The sequence below is a fragment of the Massilia norwichensis genome (assembly GCF_024753245.1).
Classification (GTDB): Bacteria; Pseudomonadota; Gammaproteobacteria; order Burkholderiales; family Burkholderiaceae_D; genus Telluria; species Telluria norwichensis.
Genome location: NZ_JANUGX010000018.1, coordinates 48,536 through 68,523, shown reverse-complemented (window position 1 = coordinate 68,523; position 19,988 = coordinate 48,536). Strand labels below are relative to the sequence as shown.

The following is a 19,988-nucleotide window of genomic DNA, read 5'->3' as shown; positions in this document are numbered from 1 at the left end:
CCTGTAAGTCAGATTGGAAAGCGGGGATTTTATGCGCTCGGGCGAATTTTTGCTGACGAGGCTCACGTAGGGTGGGCTCTCCGAGCCCACGCATGCGCCGGCAATATGCAAGCCTTACGTGGGCTCGGCGAGCCCACCCTACGGATTACGCCTGCTGCAACTTGGCATCCAGCGTGATGTTCGCATTGAACAGCTTCGACACCGGGCAGCCTTCCTTGGCCTTGCGCGCCGCTTCCTGGAACGCCTGCTCGTCGGCGCCCGGAATGGTGGCGACCAGATCCAGGTGAATGGTGTTGATGGCGAAGCCGCCTTCGACCTTGTCCAGCGATACCGTGGCCGTGGTCTCCAGCTTTTGCGCCGTCATGCCGGCTTCGCCCAGCTGGGCCGACAGGGCCATCGTGAAGCAGCCGGCATGCGCCGCGCCGATCAGTTCTTCCGGATTGGTACCGGCGCCGTCTTCGAAGCGGGTGTTGAAGCCGTACTGGGTCTGGTTCAGCACGCCGCTCTGGGTGGAAACCGTGCCCTTGCCATCTTTTAAGCCGCCGCTCCAGACGGCGCTGCCCTTACGCTTAATCATTTGAGTATCTCCTTTTGCTCATTTGGTTGATGGAGTGATCCGCCACACCGTATTGCCGACGTCGTCCGCCAGCAGAATCGCGCCCTGTTTGTCGACCGCCACCCCGACCGGCCGTCCATAAGCTTTCTCGTCCTTGCTGACGAAGCCGGTCAGCACATCCTGCGGCGGTCCGCTCGGCTTGCCGTCGGCGAAAGGCACGAAGATCAGCTTGTAGCCGGAATAGGGCTTGCGGTTCCACGAGCCGTGCTGGCCGACCAGCGCGCCGTTCCTGAATTGCGGCATCAGATTGGCGTCGTAGAAAGCCAGGCCCAGCGAAGCCGTGTGCGCGCCCAGCGCATAGTCGGGTGCGATCGCTTTTGCGACCATCTCCGGCCGTGGCGGTTTCACACGGGTGTCGACGTGCTGGCCGTAGTAGCTGTAGGGCCAGCCGTAGAAGGCACCGTCCTTCACCGAGGTGATGTAATCGGGCACCAGGTCGTTGCCCAGCTCGTCACGTTCGTTGACGGCGGCCCACAGCAGCTTGCTTTGCGGCTGGAAGGCCAGACCGTTCGGGTTGCGCAGGCCGGAAGCAAAGATGCGGCTCTTGCCACTGGCGATGTCGACTTCCCAGATCGCGGCACGGCCTTGCTCGGCTTCCATGCCGTTCTCGGCGACGTTGCTGTTCGAGCCGACGGTCACGTAGAGCTTCCTGCCGTCCGGCGACGCAGCCACGTTCTTGGTCCAGTGGTGGTTGATCCCGGCCGGCAGGTCCATCACTTTGGTGCCCTTGCCGGACAAGACAGTCTCGCCGGTTTTGTACGGGAAGCGCCACAGCGCATCGGCATTCGCGACGTACAGGTCGTTGCCGACCAGGGTCATGCCGAAGGGCGAATTCAGGTTCTCGGCAAACACCGAGCGGGTCTCGGCCGAGCCATCTGCCTTCAGGCCGCGCAGCAGGATGATCTTGTTGGGCGATTCGACGCCGGCGCCGGCGCGTTTCATGACCAGGCCCTGCACCTTGGCCTTCACACCCGATTCCTTCGGTGCGTTGCCGGGCTTGTTGCTCTCGGCCACCAGGACGTCGCCGTTCGGCAGCACGTAGAGCCAGCGCGGGTGATCGAGGCCGCTGGCGTAGGCCGTCACCGCCAGGCCGGCGGCCGGCGTCGGACGCGCACCCTGCGGCCAGCCCTCGGCCTTGGCAATGTGGACGGTCGGGATCAGGGAATGTTCGGGGGCGGGCAGGCTCGGATTGGGACCGAAGCCGGGCGCATAGCCGCCGGCGCTGGTCTGCTGCGAGACTGCCTGCTGGGCACACGCGCCGAGGCTCGCAACCCCCAGCAGGGTTGCGGCCAGAGTGCGTGCCTTCATCGATTCTTGCCGCCGTCCACCGGGACGACGGAATCGTGGTCGCGCATGTCGCGGTGACGTTCCGGCAGCGGCGTGGCCTGGCCGGTGGCGTCCGGCTTTGGTTCGACAGCTTGTTCGACGCCCGGGGTGCCGCGGCCTTCGTAGTTTTCGGTATCGACCAGGCCCTGCTCGAGGTCGGCGGCGGCCTGGGCGATGATGCCGCGCGGCTTGATGCCCTGACCGTCCGGCGATTCGTCGCGCTCGTGCGGTTCGCGCTTGTAGTCTTGTTCTTCGATCTTGCGGTCGGTGTTGATGACGCGGTCCTTGGCTTCTTCTACCATGACGTTCTCCTGTGACATGCTCAAATTGCTTAAAGCCTAACGCGCAGCTTGAAAGCAGGTCGCGCAATTGAATTCAACATGATGATGCTTTTTTGCAATTAAATGGTTAACATGCCATTTTGCGTGTTGTTTGCCAGGGAATTGCCGTGAACTCTGAAGTCGACCTCCACCATGCCGCCAGCGATTGCCCCAACTGCGGGGCCAGCGTGTCCGGGAATTTCTGCCACCAGTGCGGCCAGGAGACGGTGCTGCATCCACCCAGCACGCGCGAATTCCTGCACGAATTCATCGGCCATTACGTGGCGCTGGAGGGCAAGCTGCTGCAGACCATGAAGCTGCTGCTGCTCAAGCCCGGCCAGCTGAGCCTGGAATACCTGCAGGGCCGCCGCGTGCGCTACATCGAACCGCTGCGCGTCTACCTGACCTTCAGTCTGATCTTCTTTGCCGTGTTTAAGTTCATGGGTGAGGATCACCATATCGGCAACGTCAAACTGAAGGGCGTGCCGGTGGTCGTGACCGATTCGCATGACAAGAAAAAGGCGCCCGCCGCGCATCCGCCCGGCGCCGCCGCCGCCCAGCCGGACGAGAACGAGAGCGACGATCCGCCGGTGGCGGACGACGTGCGCGCCGAGCTGCGCAAGGACGAAACCCTGCAGGACATCAAGAAAGACCTCGGCGAGGACAATGCGGGCATCGTCGAGAAGCTCGAAAAGATCGCCAGCGCCGCCGCCGATGACGATGGCGCCGAGCTGAAAAAGGTCTTCTTCGGCTCCGCGCCCTATGCGGTGTTCGCGATGATGCCGCTGTTCGCCCTGTACCTGAAAATCCTCTACCTGGGCACCGGCAAGCGCTATGGCGAACACCTGCTGTTCGCGCTGCACACGAATGCCTTCGCCTTCCTGATGCTGACCCTGCTCATCCTGATCCCGGAGGGCGTGCCTCTGGTCGGCAAGCTGCTGGGCCTGTGGCTGGTGTTCTACCTGCCGACCGCGATGCGGCGCGTGTATGGCGGCTCGCGCACGCTGACGGCGCTAAGATGGATCGTGCTGATGTTCCTGCATGTGCTGACACTGACCGTTGCCATCTCGGCCACGGTGGGAGTAGGGGCGGCGCATTAAGTTCCCTTGAATCTTGCCGGATCTGCGCCGCCCAAATATACTGTGCGTTTGTACAGTAATTGCTGAGCGGCGGATGGCAGAAGCCGGGAGAATCGGTTAATCTCCCCCGTGTCGTTTTCCATTACCGCCGAGATTCCTATGCCCGCTACGCCCGAAACGCAAAAAACCATCGCGCTGGTCGTGCGGCATAACACCGCCGGGATCGACCAGCCGGTGCAGGCCATCGTCGACTTCCTGCGTGTCGGCGGCTACCGCGTCGTGTTCGAGCAGGAAACTGCCGTCCATGTGCAAGTGGCCGGCGTGGATGCGATGGACGTCGACGCGATCGGCGAGCTGGCCGAGCTCGTGATCGTGATGGGTGGCGACGGCACCATGCTGGGCGTGGCGCGCCAGCTGGCCCGCTACAAGGTGCCGCTCATCGGCATCAACCAGGGCCGCCTGGGCTTCATGACCGACATCCCGATCGACCGCATGCTGCCGGCCCTGGCCGAGATCCTGAGCGGCAAGGCGCGGGCCGAGGAGCGCACGCTGCTGGAAGCGCGCCTGGTCCGCGACGGCAAGGAGATCCACTGCTCGGTGGCGGTCAACGACGTGGTGGTGGCGCGCGGTTCGGGCGCCGGCATGGCCGAGCTGAAGGTCACGGTGGACGGCGCCTTCATGTACAACCAGCGCTCGGACGGCCTGATCGTGTCCACGCCTACCGGCTCGACCGCGTACGCGCTGTCGGCCGGCGGCCCGCTGCTGCACCCGACCCTGGCCGGCATCGTGCTGGTGCCGATCGCGCCGCACGCGCTGTCGAACCGCCCGATCGTGGTGCCGGACACCAGCGACATCGTGGTCGAGATCATGAATGGCCGCGACATCAGCGTGAACTTCGACATGCAGACTTTTACCAGCCTGCAGCACGGCGACCAGATCATGATTTCGCGTTCGCCGAACACCATCACCTTCCTGCATCCCGAGGGGTGGAGCTATTACCATACCCTGCGTGAAAAACTGCACTGGAACGAGTATCCGTCCAGCGACGGCAAGCTGAAATAATCAACAAGATCCTCAGGAGACCTGTTTTTTCATGTTGCGCACACTGACCATCCGTGACTTCGTCATCGTCGACACGATCGAACTCGAGTTCTCGAATGGCTTCACGGTCTTCACCGGAGAGACCGGCGCCGGCAAGTCGATCCTGATCGATGCGCTGCAGCTGGCGCTGGGCGGCCGCGGCGAAGCCAGCATGGTGCGCGAAGGCGCGGCCAAGGCCGACATCAGCGCCGACTTCGCCCTCACGCCGGCCGCCGGCAGCTGGCTCGAGCAGAACGAATTCGCCGTCGAAGAAGGCGGCGCGCTGCTGCGCCGGGTGATCGACAATGCCGGCCGCTCGAAAGCCTACATCAACGGCATCGCCGCCACCGCCGGCCAGTTGCGCGAACTGGGCGAGATGCTGGTCGACATCCACGGCCAGCACGCGCACCAGTCGCTGCTCAAGCAGGACGCCCAGCGCGCGCTGCTGGACAACCAGATCGCGGTGCGCGATCCGGCCGCGACGCTGCAGGTGCAGGCGGTCGCCACCAGCTACAAGGCCTGGCGCGCGCTGGCCCGCCAGCGCGAGGAATTCGAGACCAATGCCAGGAACGTGCTGCTCGAGCGCGAGCGGCTCGAATGGCAGGTGAGCGAGCTGGATAAACTGGCCGTGAAGCCGGGCGAGTGGGTCGAGATCACCAACGAGCACAGCCGCCTGTCGCATGCGGCCAGCCTGCTCGAAGGCGCGCAGGAGGCGTTGAACGCGATCTCGGAGGCCGAGCAGCCGATCCTGTCGCAGTTGTCCTCGCTGAACCAGAAGCTGACCAAGCTGGTCGACGTCGATGCCGGCCTGCAGAACGTGCTCGACTGCATGGAGCCGGCCCGCATCCAGCTGCAGGAAGCGGTGTACGCGCTGAACGACTACATCGACAAGGTCGAACTCGATCCCGAGCGCCTGGCCCAGGTCGATGCGCGCATGGACGCGATCCACGGCACCGCCCGTAAATTCCGCGTGACGCCCGAGGAACTGCCGGACGAGCACGCGACCCTGAAAGCCAAGCTGCAGCAACTGGCCAACGCCAGCGATGTCGACGGCCTGCGCCGCCAGGAAGAAAAGGCGAAGGCCACCTACCTGGAAGCGGCGGCCAAGCTGTCCGCCACGCGTCAGGAAGCCGCCAGGCGCCTGAGCGAGCAGGTGTCGGAAGCGATGCAGGAGCTGTCGATGAGCGGCGGCCGTTTCGTCGTCGCGCTGAACCCTTGCGAGCCGGCGGTGTACGGCATGGAGCAGGTCGAGTTCCTGGTGGCCGGCCACGCCGGGGTAGCGCCGCGTCCAATGGCGAAGGTGGCGTCGGGCGGCGAACTGGCGCGCATCTCGCTGGCGATTTCCGTGATTACCTCGCACGCGACCACGGTGCCGACCCTGATCTTCGACGAGGTCGATACCGGTATCGGCGGCGGCGTCGCCGAAGTGGTGGGGCGCCTGCTCAAGCGTCTCGGCCAGAGCCGCCAGGTGCTGTGCGTGACCCACCTGCCGCAGGTGGCGAGCCAGGCCAACCAGCACTTCCAGGTGGCCAAGGGCACGACCTTCGAGGGCAAGACGGTTTCGCGCATCGACGTGCTGGACAAGAAGGAGCGGGTGGAAGAGGTGGCGCGCATGTTGGGCGGCATCGAGATCACCGAGACCACGCGCAAGCACGCGCGCGAGCTGCTGGCCTCTTGAAGCGCCCCTATCGGCGCGATCGTAAATATCTAATCGGCAGCGCTACGGGGCCCATCTATAATGATGGTCCCCGAGCCGCCCTTGTCCTGTTATGCCATTCCGAAAAGAACCGCCTCACACCCATGGCACGATCGCCAAGAGCGCCGTCGTGCTGGTCAACCTCGGCACGCCGGACGCGCCCACGCGCAAGGCGGTGCGGCGCTATCTGAAGGAATTCCTGTCCGACCCGCGCGTGGTCGAGATCCCGCGCGCGATCTGGAACCTGATCCTGAAACTGGTCATTCTGCCTTTCCGCTCGGGCAAATCGGCGCAGAAATACGCGATGATCTGGACCCGCGAAGGTTCGCCGCTGAAGGTGTACACGGCGCGCCAGGCCAGCAAGCTGCAGGAGTTGCTGGGCGAGCGCGGCCACGAGGATGTCGAGGTGGCGATGGCGATGCGCTATGGCTCGCCGCCACTGCCGCAGGTGCTCGACGAGCTCAAGGCGCGCGGCATCGACCGCATCGTGGTGCTGCCGGCCTACCCGCAGTACTCGGGCACCACCACCGCCTCGATCTGGGATGCCGTGTATGCCCACTACCGCCAGGTGCGCAATATCCCGGAACTGCGCCTGGTGAAGCACTACCACGATCACGAAGGCTATATCGAGGCGCTGGCCGATTCGGTGCTCGATTACTGGGAAACCCACGGACGCGGCGAAAGACTGGTGATGAGCTTCCACGGCGTGCCCAAGCGCACCCTGATGCTGGGCGACCCCTATTATTGCGAATGCCAGCGCACCGGACGCCTGCTGGCGGCGCGCCTGCGCCTGTCGCCGGACCAGTACGTGGTCACCTTCCAGTCACGCTTTGGACGCGCCGAGTGGCTCCAGCCCTACACCGCGCCCACCGTGCAGCAACTGGCGCGAGAAGGCGTCAAGCGCATCGACGTGATGTGCCCGGGCTTTACCAGCGACTGCCTGGAGACGCTGGAAGAGATCAATATGGAAGTGCGCCACGATTTCGAGGCGAATGGCGGTCAGGAATACCACTACATTCCCTGCCTGAACGACAACCCGGTCTGGATCACGGGTTTGGCGGAGATCGCCGAACAGCACCTGATCGGCTGGCCTACGATGATGAGCCCGTCCCAGCGCGAGGCCCAGCGCAAGGATGCGGAAGTGGCCCGCGAACACGCGGCACGCCTGGGCGCTTAAACACGCTGCCTGCGCGGGCTCGGGGAGCCCGCCCTGCATTGAACGCTCGCTACCGTAGGGTGGGCATCCCATGCCCACGCACACGAAACTGCTAAAATGGCACGTTTTGCGGCGTCGCGCCGAGTTCCGCCAGGCAGATCGCTGCCAGCGCAAGGGCGGTCCAGACCAGCACGGCGCCACTGATCAGATGCAATCTCATGATCTTCCCCCTGTTTCAATTTAGAAACATGGTAAAACGGCCTATGGCTGACGGGTTCTGCTGCCGCGTAAATCTTGTAACAAAAAATGACGCGGTATGCACGTGTTTGACTTGCAATTCCCCTTGAAAACGTAGGGGAACGCCCCATATGGGGCCCGTATGATAAGCAGGACAAGTCAACCAATCAGCCAAGTCCTTGATTCTAGGAGTTTTTTCGATGCAAGACCAAGAAAACCAAGAGGTATCCAACCAACCTGAAACCGATGCTGCCGCGAATGCCGGTGCAGCCAACGCGGGTCAGGCACAGTCGACGGAGTCCAGCCTCGAAGAACAGCTGAGCGCCACCGAAGCCAAGCTGGCCGAGATGCACGACGCCTTCATGCGCGCGAAAGCCGATGCGGAAAATATCCGCCGCCGCGCCCAGGAAGACGTGAGCAAGGCCCACAAATTTGCGATCGAAAGCTTTGCCGAGGCCATGGTACCGGTGCGCGACAGCCTCGAGATGGCACTGAAGGTCGAAGCCCCCACCGTGGAATCGATCAAGGAAGGTGTCGAAATGACCCTCAAGCAGCTGACCGCTGCGTTTGAAAAGAACCGCCTGGTCGAAGTGATGCCGCAGGCGGGCGACAAGCTGGACCCGAACAAGCACCAGGCCGTGGCCGTCGTGCCTTCGGAGCAGGAAGCGAACACCGTCGTGGCAGTGTTGCAAAAAGGTTACATGATCGCCGACCGCCTGCTGCGTCCGGCCATCGTGACTGCTGCACAACCGAAATAAATGTTGCTGACGCTAACGCTTGGCTCTTGAAAGCACGCAGTCTTTCCCTATATTCGACACATCTGAAAACTAAGTACTAAAAAGGACAAATATTATGGGCAGAATCATCGGTATCGACCTGGGCACCACCAACTCCTGCGTGGCGATCATGGAAAATGGTCAGCCCAAGGTCATCGAAAATGCTGAAGGCGCGCGCACCACGCCTTCCATCATCGCTTACCAGGAAGACGGCGAGATTCTCGTCGGCGCGCCGGCCAAGCGCCAGGCCGTGACCAACCCGAAGAACACCCTGTTCGCAGTCAAGCGCCTGATCGGCCGCAAGTTCGACGAGAAGGAAGTCCAGAAGGACATCTCGCTGATGCCGTACCAGATCACCAAGGCCGACAACGGCGATGCCTGGGTCGGCGTGCGTGACAAGAAGCTGGCACCGCCGCAGATCTCGGCCGAAGTGCTGCGCAAGATGAAGAAGACCGCCGAGGACTACCTGGGCGAAGAAGTCACCGAAGCCGTGATCACCGTGCCGGCTTACTTCAACGACTCGCAGCGCCAGGCAACCAAGGACGCCGGCCGCATCGCCGGCCTGGACGTCAAGCGCATCATCAACGAGCCGACCGCGGCTGCGCTGGCATTCGGCCTGGACAAGACCGACAAGGGCGACCGCAAGATCGCCGTGTATGACCTCGGCGGCGGCACCTTCGACGTGTCGATCATCGAGATCGCCGACGTCGATGGCGAGAAGCAGTTCGAAGTGCTGTCGACCAACGGCGACACCTTCCTGGGCGGCGAAGACTTCGACCAGCGCATCATCGACTACATCATCGACGAGTTCAAGAAGATCAACGGCCTGGACCTGTCGAAGGACCCGATCGCCCTGCAGCGCATCAAGGCTTCGGCCGAGCGCGCGAAGATCGAGCTGTCGTCCTCGCAGCAGACCGAGATCAACGAGCCGTACATCGCCATGGCGAACGGCGCGCCGGTCCACCTGAACCTGAAGATCACCCGCGCCAAGCTGGAGTCGCTGGTTGAAGAACTGATCAACAAGACCATCGAGCCGTGCCGCGTCGCCATCAAGGATGCGGGCGTGAAGGTGTCGGACATCGACGACATCATCCTGGTCGGCGGCATGACCCGTATGCCGAAGGTGCAGGAGAAAGTTAAAGAGTTCTTCGGCAAGGATCCGCGCAAGGACGTGAACCCGGACGAGGCAGTCGCTGTCGGCGCTGCGATCCAGGGCTCGGTGCTGGCCGGCGACCGCAAGGACCTGCTGCTGCTGGACGTGACCCCGCTGTCGCTGGGTATCGAAACCCTGGGCGGCGTGATGACCAAGATGATCCACAAGAACACCACGATCCCGACCAAGTTCTCGCAGGTGTTCTCGACCGCCGACGACAACCAGCCGGCGGTGACCATCAAGGTCTACCAGGGCGAGCGTGAAATCGCAGCGGGCAACAAGGGCCTGGGCGAATTCAACCTGGAAGGCATCCCGCCGGCACCGCGCGGCACCCCGCAGATCGAAGTGACCTTCGACATCGACGCCAACGGCATCCTGCACGTGGGCGCCAAGGACAAGGCCACCGGCAAGGAAAACAAGATCACCATCAAGGCGAACTCGGGCCTGTCGGAAGACGAGATCCAGAAGATGGTGAAGGACGCCGAGCTGAACGCGGAAGAAGACAAGAAGGTCAAGGAACTGGCCGAGTCGCGCAACCAGGCCGACGCGCTGGTGCACTCGACCCGCAAGTCCCTGACCGAATACGGCGACAAGCTGGAAGGCGGCGAGAAGGAAAAGATCGAAGCTGCGATCAGCGACCTGGAAGCCTCGATCAAATCGGGCGACAAGGCCGAGATCGACGCCAAGGTGGCCGCGCTGTCGACCGCTGCGCAAAAGCTGGGCGAGAAGATGTACGCCGACATGCAGGGCCAGCAAGCTGGCGCGGCAGGTGCGGCTGGCGCGCAACAGCCGGGTGCTGAATCGGGCGCCAAGGCCGACGATGACGTGGTCGACGCCGACTTCAAGGAAGTCAAAGACGCCAAGTAATGTCAAAATAGAGGGTTAAGGGATGGCCGGTGCGGCATCCCGCCATCCTCGCGGAATCTCCCGAGCCGATGCAGCCTTCTGGTGCCCGGCTCGGTTTTTTTGCACAGACAGTTCAGTTTCAGTAGACAGCAAGGTGCCGACAAATGGCAAAGCGTGATTTTTACGAGATCCTCGGGGTCGCCAAGACTGCGTCGGAAGACGAGATCAAGAAGTCTTATCGCAAGCTCGCGATGAAGTACCACCCCGACCGCAACCCGGACAACAAGGAAGCGGAGGAGAAGTTCAAGGAGGTCAAGGAAGCCTACGAGATGCTGACCAATCCGGAAAAGCGCGAAGCGTATGACCGCTACGGTCACGCAGGCGTCGATCCGAACAGCGGCATGGGCGGCGGCGGCTTCGGCGCCGGCGGTTTCGGCGATGCCTTCGGCGACATCTTCGGCGATATCTTCGGCGGTGGACGCGGCCGTAGCTCGGGCCCGCAGGTGTACCGCGGCGCCGACCTGCGCTACAACCTCGAGATCACGTTGGAGCAGGCAGCCAGCGGCTTCGACACGACGATCCGCGTGCCGAGCTGGGACAAGTGCGACACCTGCCACGGCAGCGGCGCCAAGCCCGGCACCCAGCCTGTGACCTGCTCGACCTGCGCCGGCCACGGCCAGGTGCGCATGCAGCAGGGCTTCTTCTCGATCCAGCAGACCTGCCCGAAGTGCCACGGCAGCGGCAAGATCATTCCGGAACCCTGCGCAGCCTGCGGCGGCGCCGGACGCATCAAGCGCAACAAGACCCTGGAAGTCAAGATCCCGGCCGGTATCGACAACGGCATGCGGATCCGCTCCTCGGGCAACGGCGAGCCGGGCACCAACGGCGGGCCGCCGGGCGACCTGTACGTCGAGATCCACATCAAGCCGCACGAAGTGTTCCAGCGCGAAGGCGACGACCTGCATTGCGAAATGCCGATCTCCTTCACCAAGGCGGCACTGGGCGGCGAGATCGAAGTCCCGACCCTGGGTGGCAAGGTGTCCTTCACCATCCCCGAAGGCACCCAGACCGGCAAGACCTTCCGCTTGAAAGGCAAGGGCGTGAAGGGCGTGCGCTCCGGCTATGCGGGCGACCTGTTCTGCCACGTCGTGGTCGAGACCCCGGTCAAGCTCACCGACAAGCAGAAAGACCTGCTCAAGGAATTCGACCGCCTGACCAAGGAAGGCGGCTCGAAGCACAGCCCGCAAAGCAAGGGCTGGATGGACAAAGTGAAGGACTTCTTCGAGTAAGAAGTCGATAACCGCTGGATGGCGCAAGTCCCAGCGGTTTTTTTTCGAAAGAATCAGATGCCTAATTCAAAACCCATCACCCGGGAACTGTTCGCCAAAAACCGCGCCTGGGCGGAATCGGTCGTCGCCAAGCAGCCCGACTTCTTCAAGTCGCTGGCCGCACAGCAGGCCCCGGAATACATGTGGATCGGCTGCTCGGACAGCCGCGTGCCTGCGAATGAACTGCTGGGCATGATGCCGGGCGAGATGTTCGTCCATCGCAATGTGGCGAACGTGGTGGTGCACTCGGACCTGAACAGCCTGTCGGTGCTGCAGTTCGCCATCGATGTGCTGAAGGTAAAACACGTCATCGTCTGCGGCCATTACGGCTGCGGCGGCGTGCATGCGGCCCTCACCGGACGCCGGGTCGGCCTGACCGACAACTGGCTGCGCCACGTGCAGGACGTCAAGCACAAGCACGGCCGCTACCTGGGCGAGATCGTCCAGCCCACCGAGGCCCACGACCGCCTGGTCGAGCTGAACGTGGCCGAGCAGGTGATCAATTGCGCCCAGACCACGGTGGTACAGGATGCCTGGGACCGCGGCCAGGAACTGACGATTCACAGCTGGGTGTACGGCCTGAAGGACGGCCTGCTGCGCGACCTCGGCATGACCGTCTCGAACGCCGAGGAACTGACGCAGAAATACGATGCGCTGCTTGAGCGCTACGCGGAAGGCTGGACCCCGGCGTGAGCGATCTGCTGCAGCTGCGCGACCTGGTGCGCCAGTTCGTCGACGAGCGCGACTGGGACCAGTTCCACACACCGAAAAACCTGGCCTCGGCCTTGACGGTGGAAGCGGCCGAGCTGCTGGAGCACTTCCAGTGGCTGCAGCATGGCCGCGCCGAGGAACTCGGTCCCGGGAAACTGCAGGAAGTGCGGCACGAGATGGCCGACGTGCTGGTGTACCTGGTGCGGCTGGCCGACAAGCTCGACGTCGATTTGTTGTCGGCGGTGCAGGAGAAGATGGTGCTCAACCGGGCCAAGTATCCGGCGGAGCTGGTGCGCGGGGATGCGCGCAAGTATGACGACTACAAAAAGTAGGCTACACCCCGCCCAAATAGTGCGTCAGCACCCCATCCGAACTCCCAATCCCAAGTATCTCCATCAAGCGCTCGAGCTCCATACCGAAGTGCTCGCGCGCCTCGGTATCCTCGCCCTCGACAATCTCCAGCGATTCCTGGAACTGCTTCAACACCCAGAACTTGGTCGGATGCGCCTCGCCCCCGGCCAGCAAACGCGTGGCCAGGTCGTCCAGCACCACGGCCAGCCGTTCACGCTCCGGCGACGGGTTCACGCCCGGCAGGTCGGCCAGCTTCGGCCCCTCCCGGAAAGCGCGCAGCTGTTCCAGGGTGCGCGGCACGATGAAGAGCGGCGCATCCTGCACGAACTCGAACGGGTCGTCGCCGTTCATGTTTACATGCCTCCGAGGCAGATGTACTTGATGACCAGGTAGTCGTCCATGCCGTACTTCGAGCCTTCGCGGCCCAGGCCGGACTGCTTCACGCCGCCGAAGGGGGCGATCTCGTTCGAGATCAGGCCGGTGTTCACGCCCACCATGCCGGTCTCGATTCTCTCCGCCACGCGCCACACGCGGTTGATGTCGCGCGCGTAGAAGTAGGAAGCCAGGCCGAATTCGGTGTTGTTGGCCAGGGCGATCACTTCTTCCTCGGTCTTGAAGCGGAACAGCGGCGCCACCGGACCGAAGGTCTCTTCTTCCGAGACCAGCATGTCGGGCGTCACATCGGCCAGCACGGTCGGCTGGAAGAAGCTGTGGCCCAGTTCGTGGCGCTTGCCGCCGGTAAGCAGGCGCGCGCCCTTGGACAACGCGTCGGCGATGTGATTCTCGACTTTGACGATGGCCTTGTCTTCGATCAGCGGACCCTGGTTCACGCCCGGCTCCATGCCGTTGCCGACTTTCAGCGCCTTGACCTTTTCCGTGAAGCGGCGCGCGAATTCGTCGTAGACGCCATCCTGCACGTAGATGCGGTTGGCGCAGACGCAGGTCTGGCCGGCATTGCGGTATTTGGAGGCGACCGCGCCTTCGACTGCGGCGTCGAGGTCGGCATCGTCGAACACGATGAAGGAAGCATTGCCGCCCAGTTCCAGCGACAATTTCTTGACCGTCGGTGCGCATTGCTCCATCAGCAGGCGGCCGACCGGGGTCGAGCCCGTGAAGCTGAGTTTGCGCACGATCGGATTGGCGCACATCTCGGCGCCGATCGCTTTCGCATCGCCGATCACCACCGAGAACACACCCTTCGGCACGCCCGCGCGTTCGGCCAGCACGGCCAGGGCCAGCGCGGAGTAGGGCGTCAGTTCGGCGGGCTTCAGTACGATCGGGCAGCCGGCGGCCAGGGCCGGGGCGACCTTGCGGGTGATCATCGCGGACGGGAAGTTCCACGGCGTGATGGCGGCGCAGACGCCGATCGGCTCCTTGGTCACGATCAGGCGGCGGTCGCGCGCGGGCGACTCCAGCACGTCGCCTTCGATGCGCTTGGCTTGTTCCCCGAACCATTCGAAGAAGGAGGCGGCGTAGCTCACTTCGCCCTTAGCTTCCGCCAGCGGCTTGCCCTGTTCCGCGGTCATGATGGCGGCCAGGTCGTCTGCGTTTTCCAGCATCAGGTCGTTCCACTTGCGCAGGATGAGGGCGCGTTCGCGCGCGGTCTTCTTGCGCCATGCCGGCCAGGCGGCGTTCGCGGCTTCGATGGCGCGGCGCGTTTCTTGCGCGCCCATGTGCGGTACCGTGCCCAGCGATTCGCCGGTGGCGGGATTGGTCACCGCCACGGTCTGGCCTTCGATGGCATCGCACCATTCGCCGTCGATGTAGGCTTGCTGGCGCAGCAGGGAGGGATCTTTCAGGTTCAGCATGGTTTCCTCGTGCTTGTTCGTGTTAGAGGACAAAGATACCACGCACGACAAGGATCGGCAGACGCAGTCTGAAAAGCGCCTCCTGGCATTCCGGTACCTGGATAAGGCTTGCTATTTGCTATATACGCCTTCGAAAAAAATGCTGACGAGATGGGCGATGCGCGCCGGCGAGGCGCGTTCTTGCTCGATGGCCAGGGAAATCGCCGTGATGATGTAGACCAGGTCGGTGTACGCCACATCGGCGCGCACGGCTCCGCACTGCTGGGCCCGGCCGAGCAGTATCGCCCCGACTTCGCCGACTGCCTGGCAGCCAGGCGTGCCGCTCTGCAGCACCATGCCGATCGACGCTGCAAGGCCCTCGTAAATATTGATGTGCGTAACCATGTCTTCGACATAGGCACGCAGTGCGCTGCGCGCATCCAGCTGCCCCATCCCTTCGCGGAAAGTCTGTGCGATGGCCAGCAGGCGGTCGCTATAGGCGGCTGCCAGCAAGGCGTCGCGCGTGGCGAAGCGCCGGTAAAGCGTGCCGATGCCGACGCCGGCGCGCTTGGCGACCGCTTCCAGCGAGGTCGCATTCCCTTGCTCCATGAACACTTCTTCAGCCGCCGCAATGATGCGTTCGCGATTCTGCTGTGCATCGGCACGCAGTTTGGTTTTTTGTTCCATCCAGTCGGCTCTCAATTTTTTCTTGCTAAGTGGAGGATACCTCCATATTATAAGTGGAGCAATCCTCCACTTAATCATGAAAGGTCAGCATCATGCAGCGATTTCAGAACAAGGTAGTGTGCATCACCGGCGGCAGCGACGGCATTGGATTGGCGACCGCCAAACGATTTGCGGCGGAAGGTGCGCACGTGTATTTCACCGGACGCCGCCAGGATCGTCTGGACGCGGCGGCTGCGGAGATTGGACACGGCGCCATCGGCATCCAGGGCGATGTCGGCAACGGCAGCGACCTGGACCGGCTCTACGAGAGAATCGGGAAGGATCACGGGCGTGTCGACGTGGTGTTCGCCAACGCAGGCATTTCCGAGTCCGCAGCGCTCGGCCAAATCGACGAAGCGCACATCGACCGGCTCTTCGATACAAATATCAAGGGTACCGTGTTCACCGTGCAGAAGGCCTTGCCGCTGATGGGGGCGGGCGGGTCCGTCATCCTGGCCGGCTCGGGAGCCGGCAGCAAGGGGTTTCCCGCCTTGTCCATGTATAGCGCCACGAAGGCAGCCATCCGCTCCCTCGCACGCACCTGGACGACCGACCTCAAGCACAAGGGCATCCGTGTCAACGTCGTCTCGCCCGGCATGATCTTCACACCTGCAATGCACGCCTACCTGGACGCCAACCCGGGCATGGAAGACGGCATGAAGCAGATGACGCCCTTCGGCCGTCTCGGGGAGGCGGACGAAGTCGCCCGGGCCGTGCTGTTCCTGGCTTCCGAAGAGGGCAGCTTCGTGGCCGGCGACGAGCTGTTCGTTGATGGCGGTTTCGTGGCTGTTTGAACGGGGCGCCAAGCCGCTGCGCCGATCGGGCGCGTCATCCATGAGCCGGTTCGTGTTGGCATGCTTTCCAAGTTGACGATAAGATTTTGCTATCGGTTTCTGAACAGCGGAACCATTCCCAATAGCAGATCTCAGCAAAGCGTGGCGTAAATGTCGGCGCTTGTTGATCTGGATTAACGGCCACTCGCATTCGGATCAGATTGCAGTATGATGGTTCGTGTGCGCCTCACTTCACAAGGTAGAGAACATGCGCCCGATCGTTATCGTCCCCGCCTGCACCCGCGATTTCGGAGAACATCCCTATCACGCGGCCCAGCACAAATATGTCGATGCAGTCGCCATCGGCGCCGATTGTGCGCCCATGATCCTGCCGTCGATGGGCGAGCGATTGGATCTGGAAACCATGCTCGACCTGTGCGACGGCATCATGCTGACCGGCTCGGCATCGAATGTGCACCCCAGCTATTACTCCGAAGAAGTTCTCGACCCGACCCTGCCGCAGGATCCGGATCGTGACCAGACCACGCTGCCGCTGATCCGGGAGGCGGTCAAGCGCGGCATTCCGATCATCGCCATCTGCCGCGGCTTCCAGGAGATGAACGTGGCGCTGGGCGGCAGCCTGTTCCAGGCAGTGCAGTCGGTGCCGGGACACTTCGACCACCGCGAAAATCCCGAACTGGGGATGGACGAGCAGTACGGCGATGCGCACAAGGTCAGGATCACGCCGGGCGGCATGCTGCATGGCATCCTGGGCGTGGAGGAAATCCCCGTTAATTCCCTGCACGGCCAGGGCGTCAACGGACTCGCGCCCGGCCTGACGGTCGAGGCGGTGGCGGAGGATGGACTGGTCGAGGCGTTTTCGGTCTCGATTTCGCCGGGCTTCACGCTGGCCGTCCAGTGGCATCCGGAATGGCGCATCGCCCACAATCCACACTCGATGAAGATGTTCGGCGCCTTCGGCGATGCCTGCCGCGCCCGCTTCCAATCCAAGAAACGGAAGAATCCATGACCGCCTATGAAAAATGGGCGGCCCGTTCCGTCCCATAGCGTCCCTGTTCAGACCAACCCGCGCGCCGCGGGCTGCGCTCGTGCGCCCGCGCCCTCCAACGAACAAGGAACCACCATGGCTATCCGCGACAATTTTTCCTACAACGATATGGACGAGTGGCTCAACGGCAAACGAGTCACCGAAATCGAATGCCTGGTCCCCGACCTGACCGGCGTCGCCCGCGGCAAGATTTTGCCGCGCGTAAAATTTACCGAAGACCGCGGCATGCGCCTGCCGGAAATCGTGCTGGGCATGACCGTGACCGGCAATTCGCCCGAGCACGATGATGCCTTCGACCGCGCGATCTCGACCACCGACCGCGACATGATCCTGAAGGCCGATCCCGGCACGATCACGATGGTCCCGTGGGCCGTCGATCCCACCGCCCAGGTCATCCACGACTGTTATTTCGCCGATGGCCGCCTGGTCGATTTCGCCCCGCGCAGCGTGCTGCGCCGCGTGCTCAAGCTCTACACGCAAAAAGGGTGGAAGCCGCTGGTGGCCCCGGAACTCGAGTTTTACCTGACCGCCAAGAACATCGACCCCGACCTGCCGCTGGCTGCGCCGATCGGCCGCAGCGGCCGTTCCGAGACCAGCCGCCAGGTCTACAGCATCGACGCCGTCAACGAGTTCGACCCGCTGTTCGAAGACATCTACGATTACTGCGACATGATGGGCCTGGACGTCGACACCCTCATCCACGAGATCGGCGCCGGCCAGATGGAGATCAACTTCCAGCACGGCGAGCCGCTCGGCCTGGCCGATAAAGTCTTCTACTTCAAGCGCACCCTGCGCGAGGCCGCGCTCAAGCACGACATGTACGCCACCTTCATGGCCAAGCCGATGGCGGGCGAGCCGGGGTCGGCGATGCATGTGCACCAGAGCGTGGTCGACGGCGAGACCGGGCGCAACATCTTCAGCAACGAGGACGGCTCGCCGTCCGACCTGTTCCGCTGGTACGTGGGCGGCCTGCAGAGGTACATGCCGTCGGCGATGGCCATCGTCGCGCCCTACGTGAACTCCTACCGCCGCATCGTGCGCCGCACCGCCGCGCCGATCAACCTGCAGTGGGGCGTCGACAACCGCACGGTCGGCATCCGCGTGCCGGTGTCGGGCTCGCAGGACCGCCGCGTCGAGAACCGCGTGATCGGCGCCGACGCCAACCCCTACCTGGCGCTGGCCGTGACCCTGGCCTGCGGCTATCTCGGCATCCAGGAGCAGCTGGAACCGACCCCGATGGTCGAAGGCAGCGCCTACAAGATGGCGGTCGAACTGCCGCAGGGACTGCCGGAAGCCCTGACCCTGCTGCGCCGCGAAGACCGCCTGCGCGACATCCTGGGCGAGCGCTTCATCGACGTCTATTCGGCGGTCAAGGAACTCGAGCACCAGGAATTCATGACCGTGATCAGCCCGTGGGAGCGCGAGCACCTGCTGCTGCACGTATAAAAAATCACACACCAAGAGAGCTTCAAGACGATGGGAGTCCAACATGGCAAGCGACATCATTGCGGGCGATGTGCTCGCGCCGGTCCTGGCGGTCGATACTCCGGGTTCTGAAACATCGATCTTCGATACACGCGCGCTGCAGCAGCTCGACAGCGCGCACTACCTGCACCCCTTCACCGACCACGGTGCGCTGCGCGAACGCGGCGCGCGCGTGATGGTGCGCGGGGATGGCATCTACCTCTGGGATTCGGAAGGGCACAAGGTCATCGACGGCATGTCGGGCCTGTGGTGCGTGAACGTCGGCTACGGGCGCGCCAGCATGACGCAGGCGGTGGCCAGGCAGATGGACCTGCTGCCTTTCTATAACAGCTTCTTCAACACGACCAATGTGCCGGCGGTGCTGCTGGCGGCGCGCCTGGTGGAACTGGCGCCGCCGGGATTCAAGCACGTGTTCTTCACCGGCTCCGGCTCCGAAGCCAACGACACCGTCGTGCGCATGGTGTGGCGCTACTGGCAGTTGATGGGCCAGCCGCAGCGCCAGGCCATCATCAGCCGCCACAACGCCTACCACGGCAGCACGGTGGCCGGGGCCTCGCTGGGCGGCATGGCCGGCATGCATGCGCAGGGTGCGCTGCCGATCCCCGGCATCCACCACATCGACCAGCCCAGCTTTGCCGAGCATGGCCACGGCATGAGCGAAGCCGAATTCGGCTTGCGCGCGGCCGGCTGGCTGGAAGAGAAGATCCTCGAGCTGGGGCCGGAAAACGTCGCCGCCTTCATCGGCGAGCCGGTGCAGGGCGCGGGCGGCGTGATCATCCCGCCGCCGACCTACTGGCCCGAGATCCAGCGCATTTGCGACAAGTACGGCGTGCTGCTGGTGTCCGACGAAGTGATCTGCGGCTTCGGGCGCCTGGGCACCTGGTTCGGCTGCCAGCTGATGGGTTTCAGGCCCGACCTGATCGCCTTTGCCAAGGGCGTCACCTCCGGCTATGTGCCGCTGGGCGGGGTGCTGGTGGGCGCGCGCGTGGCGCAAACGCTGGTCGAGAAGGGCGGCGACTTCAACCACGGCTTCACGTATTCCGGCCACCCGGTCGCCTGCGCGGCGGCGCTGGAGAATCTGCGCATCATGGAAGACGAAGGGCTGGTCGGGCGCGTGGCGCTGGAAACCGGGCCGCATCTGCGTACTGCGTTCGCGATGCTGGCTTCGCACCCGCTGGTCGGGCACGCCGAGAGCATGGGTATGACGGCGGCCCTGAACCTGGTGCGCAGAAAAGGCGCCGGCGTGCACGACTGCGAAGACTTCCCGCGCGAGCTGGCGGTGGGGATGCTGTGCCGCGCGCACATGTTCGACAACGGCGTGATCATGCGCGCGGTGGGGGAAAGGATGATCGTGGCGCCGCCGCTGGTGATGACGACGGCGCAGATCGATGAGATGGTGGAGCGGATCAGGTTCTGTCTGGACCTGACTCTGGAAGATGTGGAGCGTCGGGGATGGATGTAACGTGGGCACGG

Annotated in this window: 19 protein-coding genes; 13 read left to right on the top strand and 6 right to left on the bottom strand. The window is 63.5% G+C overall.

Going from position 1 to position 19,988, the window contains the following annotated elements; genetic code table 11:
- Nucleotides 1-145: 145 nt before the first annotated feature.
- Genes NX782_RS15505 through NX782_RS15495 form a run of 3 tightly spaced genes read right to left on the bottom strand, consistent with a single transcriptional unit; the run spans nt 146 to nt 2,244 of the window.
- Nucleotides 146-577, bottom strand: a complete 432-nt coding sequence (locus NX782_RS15505; protein WP_258846379.1) for an OsmC family protein — start codon at nt 575-577, stop codon at nt 146-148.
- Between the two features lie 18 nt (nt 578-595).
- Nucleotides 596-1,924: a PQQ-dependent sugar dehydrogenase gene (locus tag NX782_RS15500; RefSeq protein WP_258846378.1), complete on the bottom strand. Its 1,329-nt coding sequence runs from the start codon at nt 1,922-1,924 to the stop codon at nt 596-598.
- Nucleotides 1,921-2,244 carry a hypothetical protein gene (locus NX782_RS15495; RefSeq protein ID WP_258846377.1) on the bottom strand — a complete coding sequence of 108 codons (324 nt, stop codon included), beginning with the start codon at nt 2,242-2,244 and terminating at the stop codon, nt 1,921-1,923. Before NX782_RS15495 ends, NX782_RS15500 begins: the two co-directional genes overlap by 4 nt.
- Nucleotides 2,245-2,390: 146 nt before the next feature.
- On the opposite strand from NX782_RS15495, the gene NX782_RS15490 reads away from it, so the two are divergent.
- From NX782_RS15490 to NX782_RS15450, 9 genes are all read left to right on the top strand, one after another.
- Nucleotides 2,391-3,362, top strand: a complete 972-nt coding sequence (locus NX782_RS15490; RefSeq protein ID WP_258846376.1) for a DUF3667 domain-containing protein — start codon at nt 2,391-2,393, stop codon at nt 3,360-3,362.
- Nucleotides 3,363-3,500: 138 nt separating this feature from the next.
- Nucleotides 3,501-4,403 (top strand): NAD kinase, encoded by a 903-nt coding sequence (locus NX782_RS15485; RefSeq protein ID WP_258846375.1) that lies wholly within the window; start codon nt 3,501-3,503, stop codon nt 4,401-4,403.
- Between the two features lie 31 nt (nt 4,404-4,434).
- Nucleotides 4,435-6,099, top strand: a complete 1,665-nt coding sequence (gene recN / locus NX782_RS15480) for a DNA repair protein RecN (protein ID WP_258846374.1) — start codon at nt 4,435-4,437, stop codon at nt 6,097-6,099.
- A 91-nt stretch (nt 6,100-6,190) separates the two neighbouring features.
- Entirely contained in the window at nt 6,191-7,294 is a 1,104-nt protein-coding gene (gene hemH / locus NX782_RS15475; protein ID WP_258846373.1) for a ferrochelatase, read from the top strand.
- A gap of 416 nt (nt 7,295-7,710) precedes the next feature.
- Nucleotides 7,711-8,268, top strand: coding sequence for a nucleotide exchange factor GrpE (grpE, locus tag NX782_RS15470; protein ID WP_258846372.1), 558 nt, complete (start codon nt 7,711-7,713; stop codon nt 8,266-8,268).
- Between the two features lie 94 nt (nt 8,269-8,362).
- A complete protein-coding gene (gene dnaK / locus NX782_RS15465) occupies nt 8,363-10,306 on the top strand; it encodes a molecular chaperone DnaK (RefSeq protein WP_258846371.1) in 1,944 nt (647 codons plus the stop codon).
- A 143-nt stretch (nt 10,307-10,449) separates the two neighbouring features.
- Nucleotides 10,450-11,574: a molecular chaperone DnaJ gene (gene dnaJ, locus NX782_RS15460; RefSeq protein WP_258846370.1), complete on the top strand. Its 1,125-nt coding sequence runs from the start codon at nt 10,450-10,452 to the stop codon at nt 11,572-11,574.
- A gap of 57 nt (nt 11,575-11,631) precedes the next feature.
- On the top strand, nt 11,632-12,306 hold the full coding sequence (can, locus tag NX782_RS15455) for a carbonate dehydratase (protein WP_258846369.1): 675 nt from the start codon (nt 11,632-11,634) through the stop codon (nt 12,304-12,306).
- The gene (locus NX782_RS15450) at nt 12,303-12,656 is read left to right on the top strand and encodes a nucleotide pyrophosphohydrolase (RefSeq protein WP_370661803.1); all 354 of its coding nucleotides are present in this window, start codon (nt 12,303-12,305) and stop codon (nt 12,654-12,656) included. Before can ends, NX782_RS15450 begins: the two co-directional genes overlap by 4 nt.
- A 1-nt stretch (nt 12,657) precedes the next feature.
- Here the strand turns inward: NX782_RS15450 and NX782_RS15445 are convergent, their stop codons facing one another.
- From NX782_RS15445 to NX782_RS15435, 3 genes are all read right to left on the bottom strand, one after another.
- Complete coding sequence (locus NX782_RS15445; protein ID WP_258846368.1) at nt 12,658-13,026, bottom strand: DUF4844 domain-containing protein; 369 nt, start codon at nt 13,024-13,026, stop codon at nt 12,658-12,660.
- 2 nt (nt 13,027-13,028) lie between these two features.
- Nucleotides 13,029-14,483: an NADP-dependent succinate-semialdehyde dehydrogenase gene (gene gabD / locus NX782_RS15440; protein WP_258846367.1), complete on the bottom strand. Its 1,455-nt coding sequence runs from the start codon at nt 14,481-14,483 to the stop codon at nt 13,029-13,031.
- Between the two features lie 111 nt (nt 14,484-14,594).
- The gene (locus NX782_RS15435; protein ID WP_258846366.1) at nt 14,595-15,149 is read right to left on the bottom strand and encodes a TetR/AcrR family transcriptional regulator; all 555 of its coding nucleotides are present in this window, start codon (nt 15,147-15,149) and stop codon (nt 14,595-14,597) included.
- 92 nt (nt 15,150-15,241) lie between these two features.
- Here NX782_RS15435 and NX782_RS15430 point away from each other — a divergent pair, with 92 nt between their 5' ends.
- The 4 genes from NX782_RS15430 (at nt 15,242) to NX782_RS15415 (ending at nt 19,977) form a co-directional block, all read left to right on the top strand.
- On the top strand, nt 15,242-15,982 hold the full coding sequence (locus tag NX782_RS15430) for an SDR family NAD(P)-dependent oxidoreductase (RefSeq protein ID WP_308632974.1): 741 nt from the start codon (nt 15,242-15,244) through the stop codon (nt 15,980-15,982).
- 247 nt (nt 15,983-16,229) lie between these two features.
- A complete protein-coding gene (locus NX782_RS15425) occupies nt 16,230-16,991 on the top strand; it encodes a gamma-glutamyl-gamma-aminobutyrate hydrolase family protein (RefSeq protein WP_258846365.1) in 762 nt (253 codons plus the stop codon).
- Nucleotides 16,992-17,105: 114 nt separating this feature from the next.
- Nucleotides 17,106-18,476: a glutamine synthetase family protein gene (locus tag NX782_RS15420; RefSeq protein ID WP_258846364.1), complete on the top strand. Its 1,371-nt coding sequence runs from the start codon at nt 17,106-17,108 to the stop codon at nt 18,474-18,476.
- 43 nt (nt 18,477-18,519) lie between these two features.
- Nucleotides 18,520-19,977 carry an aspartate aminotransferase family protein gene (locus NX782_RS15415; RefSeq protein ID WP_258846363.1) on the top strand — a complete coding sequence of 486 codons (1,458 nt, stop codon included), beginning with the start codon at nt 18,520-18,522 and terminating at the stop codon, nt 19,975-19,977.
- Nucleotides 19,978-19,988: the final 11 nt, after the last annotated feature.

Bases quoted from the DNA above. Each gene is read 5' to 3' on its own strand.
- NX782_RS15505 (WP_258846379.1), bottom strand. From the start codon at position 577: ATGATTAAGCGTAAGGGCAGCGCCGTCTGGAGCGGCGGCTTAAAAGAT.
- NX782_RS15500 (WP_258846378.1), bottom strand. From the start codon at position 1,924: ATGAAGGCACGCACTCTGGCCGCAACCCTGCTGGGGGTTGCGAGCCTC.
- NX782_RS15495 (WP_258846377.1), bottom strand. From the start codon at position 2,244: ATGGTAGAAGAAGCCAAGGACCGCGTCATCAACACCGACCGCAAGATC.
- NX782_RS15485 (WP_258846375.1), top strand. From the start codon at position 3,501: ATGCCCGCTACGCCCGAAACGCAAAAAACCATCGCGCTGGTCGTGCGG.
- recN (WP_258846374.1), top strand. From the start codon at position 4,435: ATGTTGCGCACACTGACCATCCGTGACTTCGTCATCGTCGACACGATC.
- hemH (WP_258846373.1), top strand. From the start codon at position 6,191: ATGCCATTCCGAAAAGAACCGCCTCACACCCATGGCACGATCGCCAAG.
- grpE (WP_258846372.1), top strand. From the start codon at position 7,711: ATGCAAGACCAAGAAAACCAAGAGGTATCCAACCAACCTGAAACCGAT.
- dnaK (WP_258846371.1), top strand. From the start codon at position 8,363: ATGGGCAGAATCATCGGTATCGACCTGGGCACCACCAACTCCTGCGTG.
- dnaJ (WP_258846370.1), top strand. From the start codon at position 10,450: ATGGCAAAGCGTGATTTTTACGAGATCCTCGGGGTCGCCAAGACTGCG.
- can (WP_258846369.1), top strand. From the start codon at position 11,632: ATGCCTAATTCAAAACCCATCACCCGGGAACTGTTCGCCAAAAACCGC.
- NX782_RS15445 (WP_258846368.1), bottom strand. From the start codon at position 13,026: ATGAACGGCGACGACCCGTTCGAGTTCGTGCAGGATGCGCCGCTCTTC.
- gabD (WP_258846367.1), bottom strand. From the start codon at position 14,483: ATGCTGAACCTGAAAGATCCCTCCCTGCTGCGCCAGCAAGCCTACATC.
- NX782_RS15435 (WP_258846366.1), bottom strand. From the start codon at position 15,149: ATGGAACAAAAAACCAAACTGCGTGCCGATGCACAGCAGAATCGCGAA.
- NX782_RS15430 (WP_308632974.1), top strand. From the start codon at position 15,242: ATGCAGCGATTTCAGAACAAGGTAGTGTGCATCACCGGCGGCAGCGAC.
- NX782_RS15425 (WP_258846365.1), top strand. From the start codon at position 16,230: ATGCGCCCGATCGTTATCGTCCCCGCCTGCACCCGCGATTTCGGAGAA.
- NX782_RS15420 (WP_258846364.1), top strand. From the start codon at position 17,106: ATGGCTATCCGCGACAATTTTTCCTACAACGATATGGACGAGTGGCTC.
- NX782_RS15415 (WP_258846363.1), top strand. From the start codon at position 18,520: ATGGCAAGCGACATCATTGCGGGCGATGTGCTCGCGCCGGTCCTGGCG.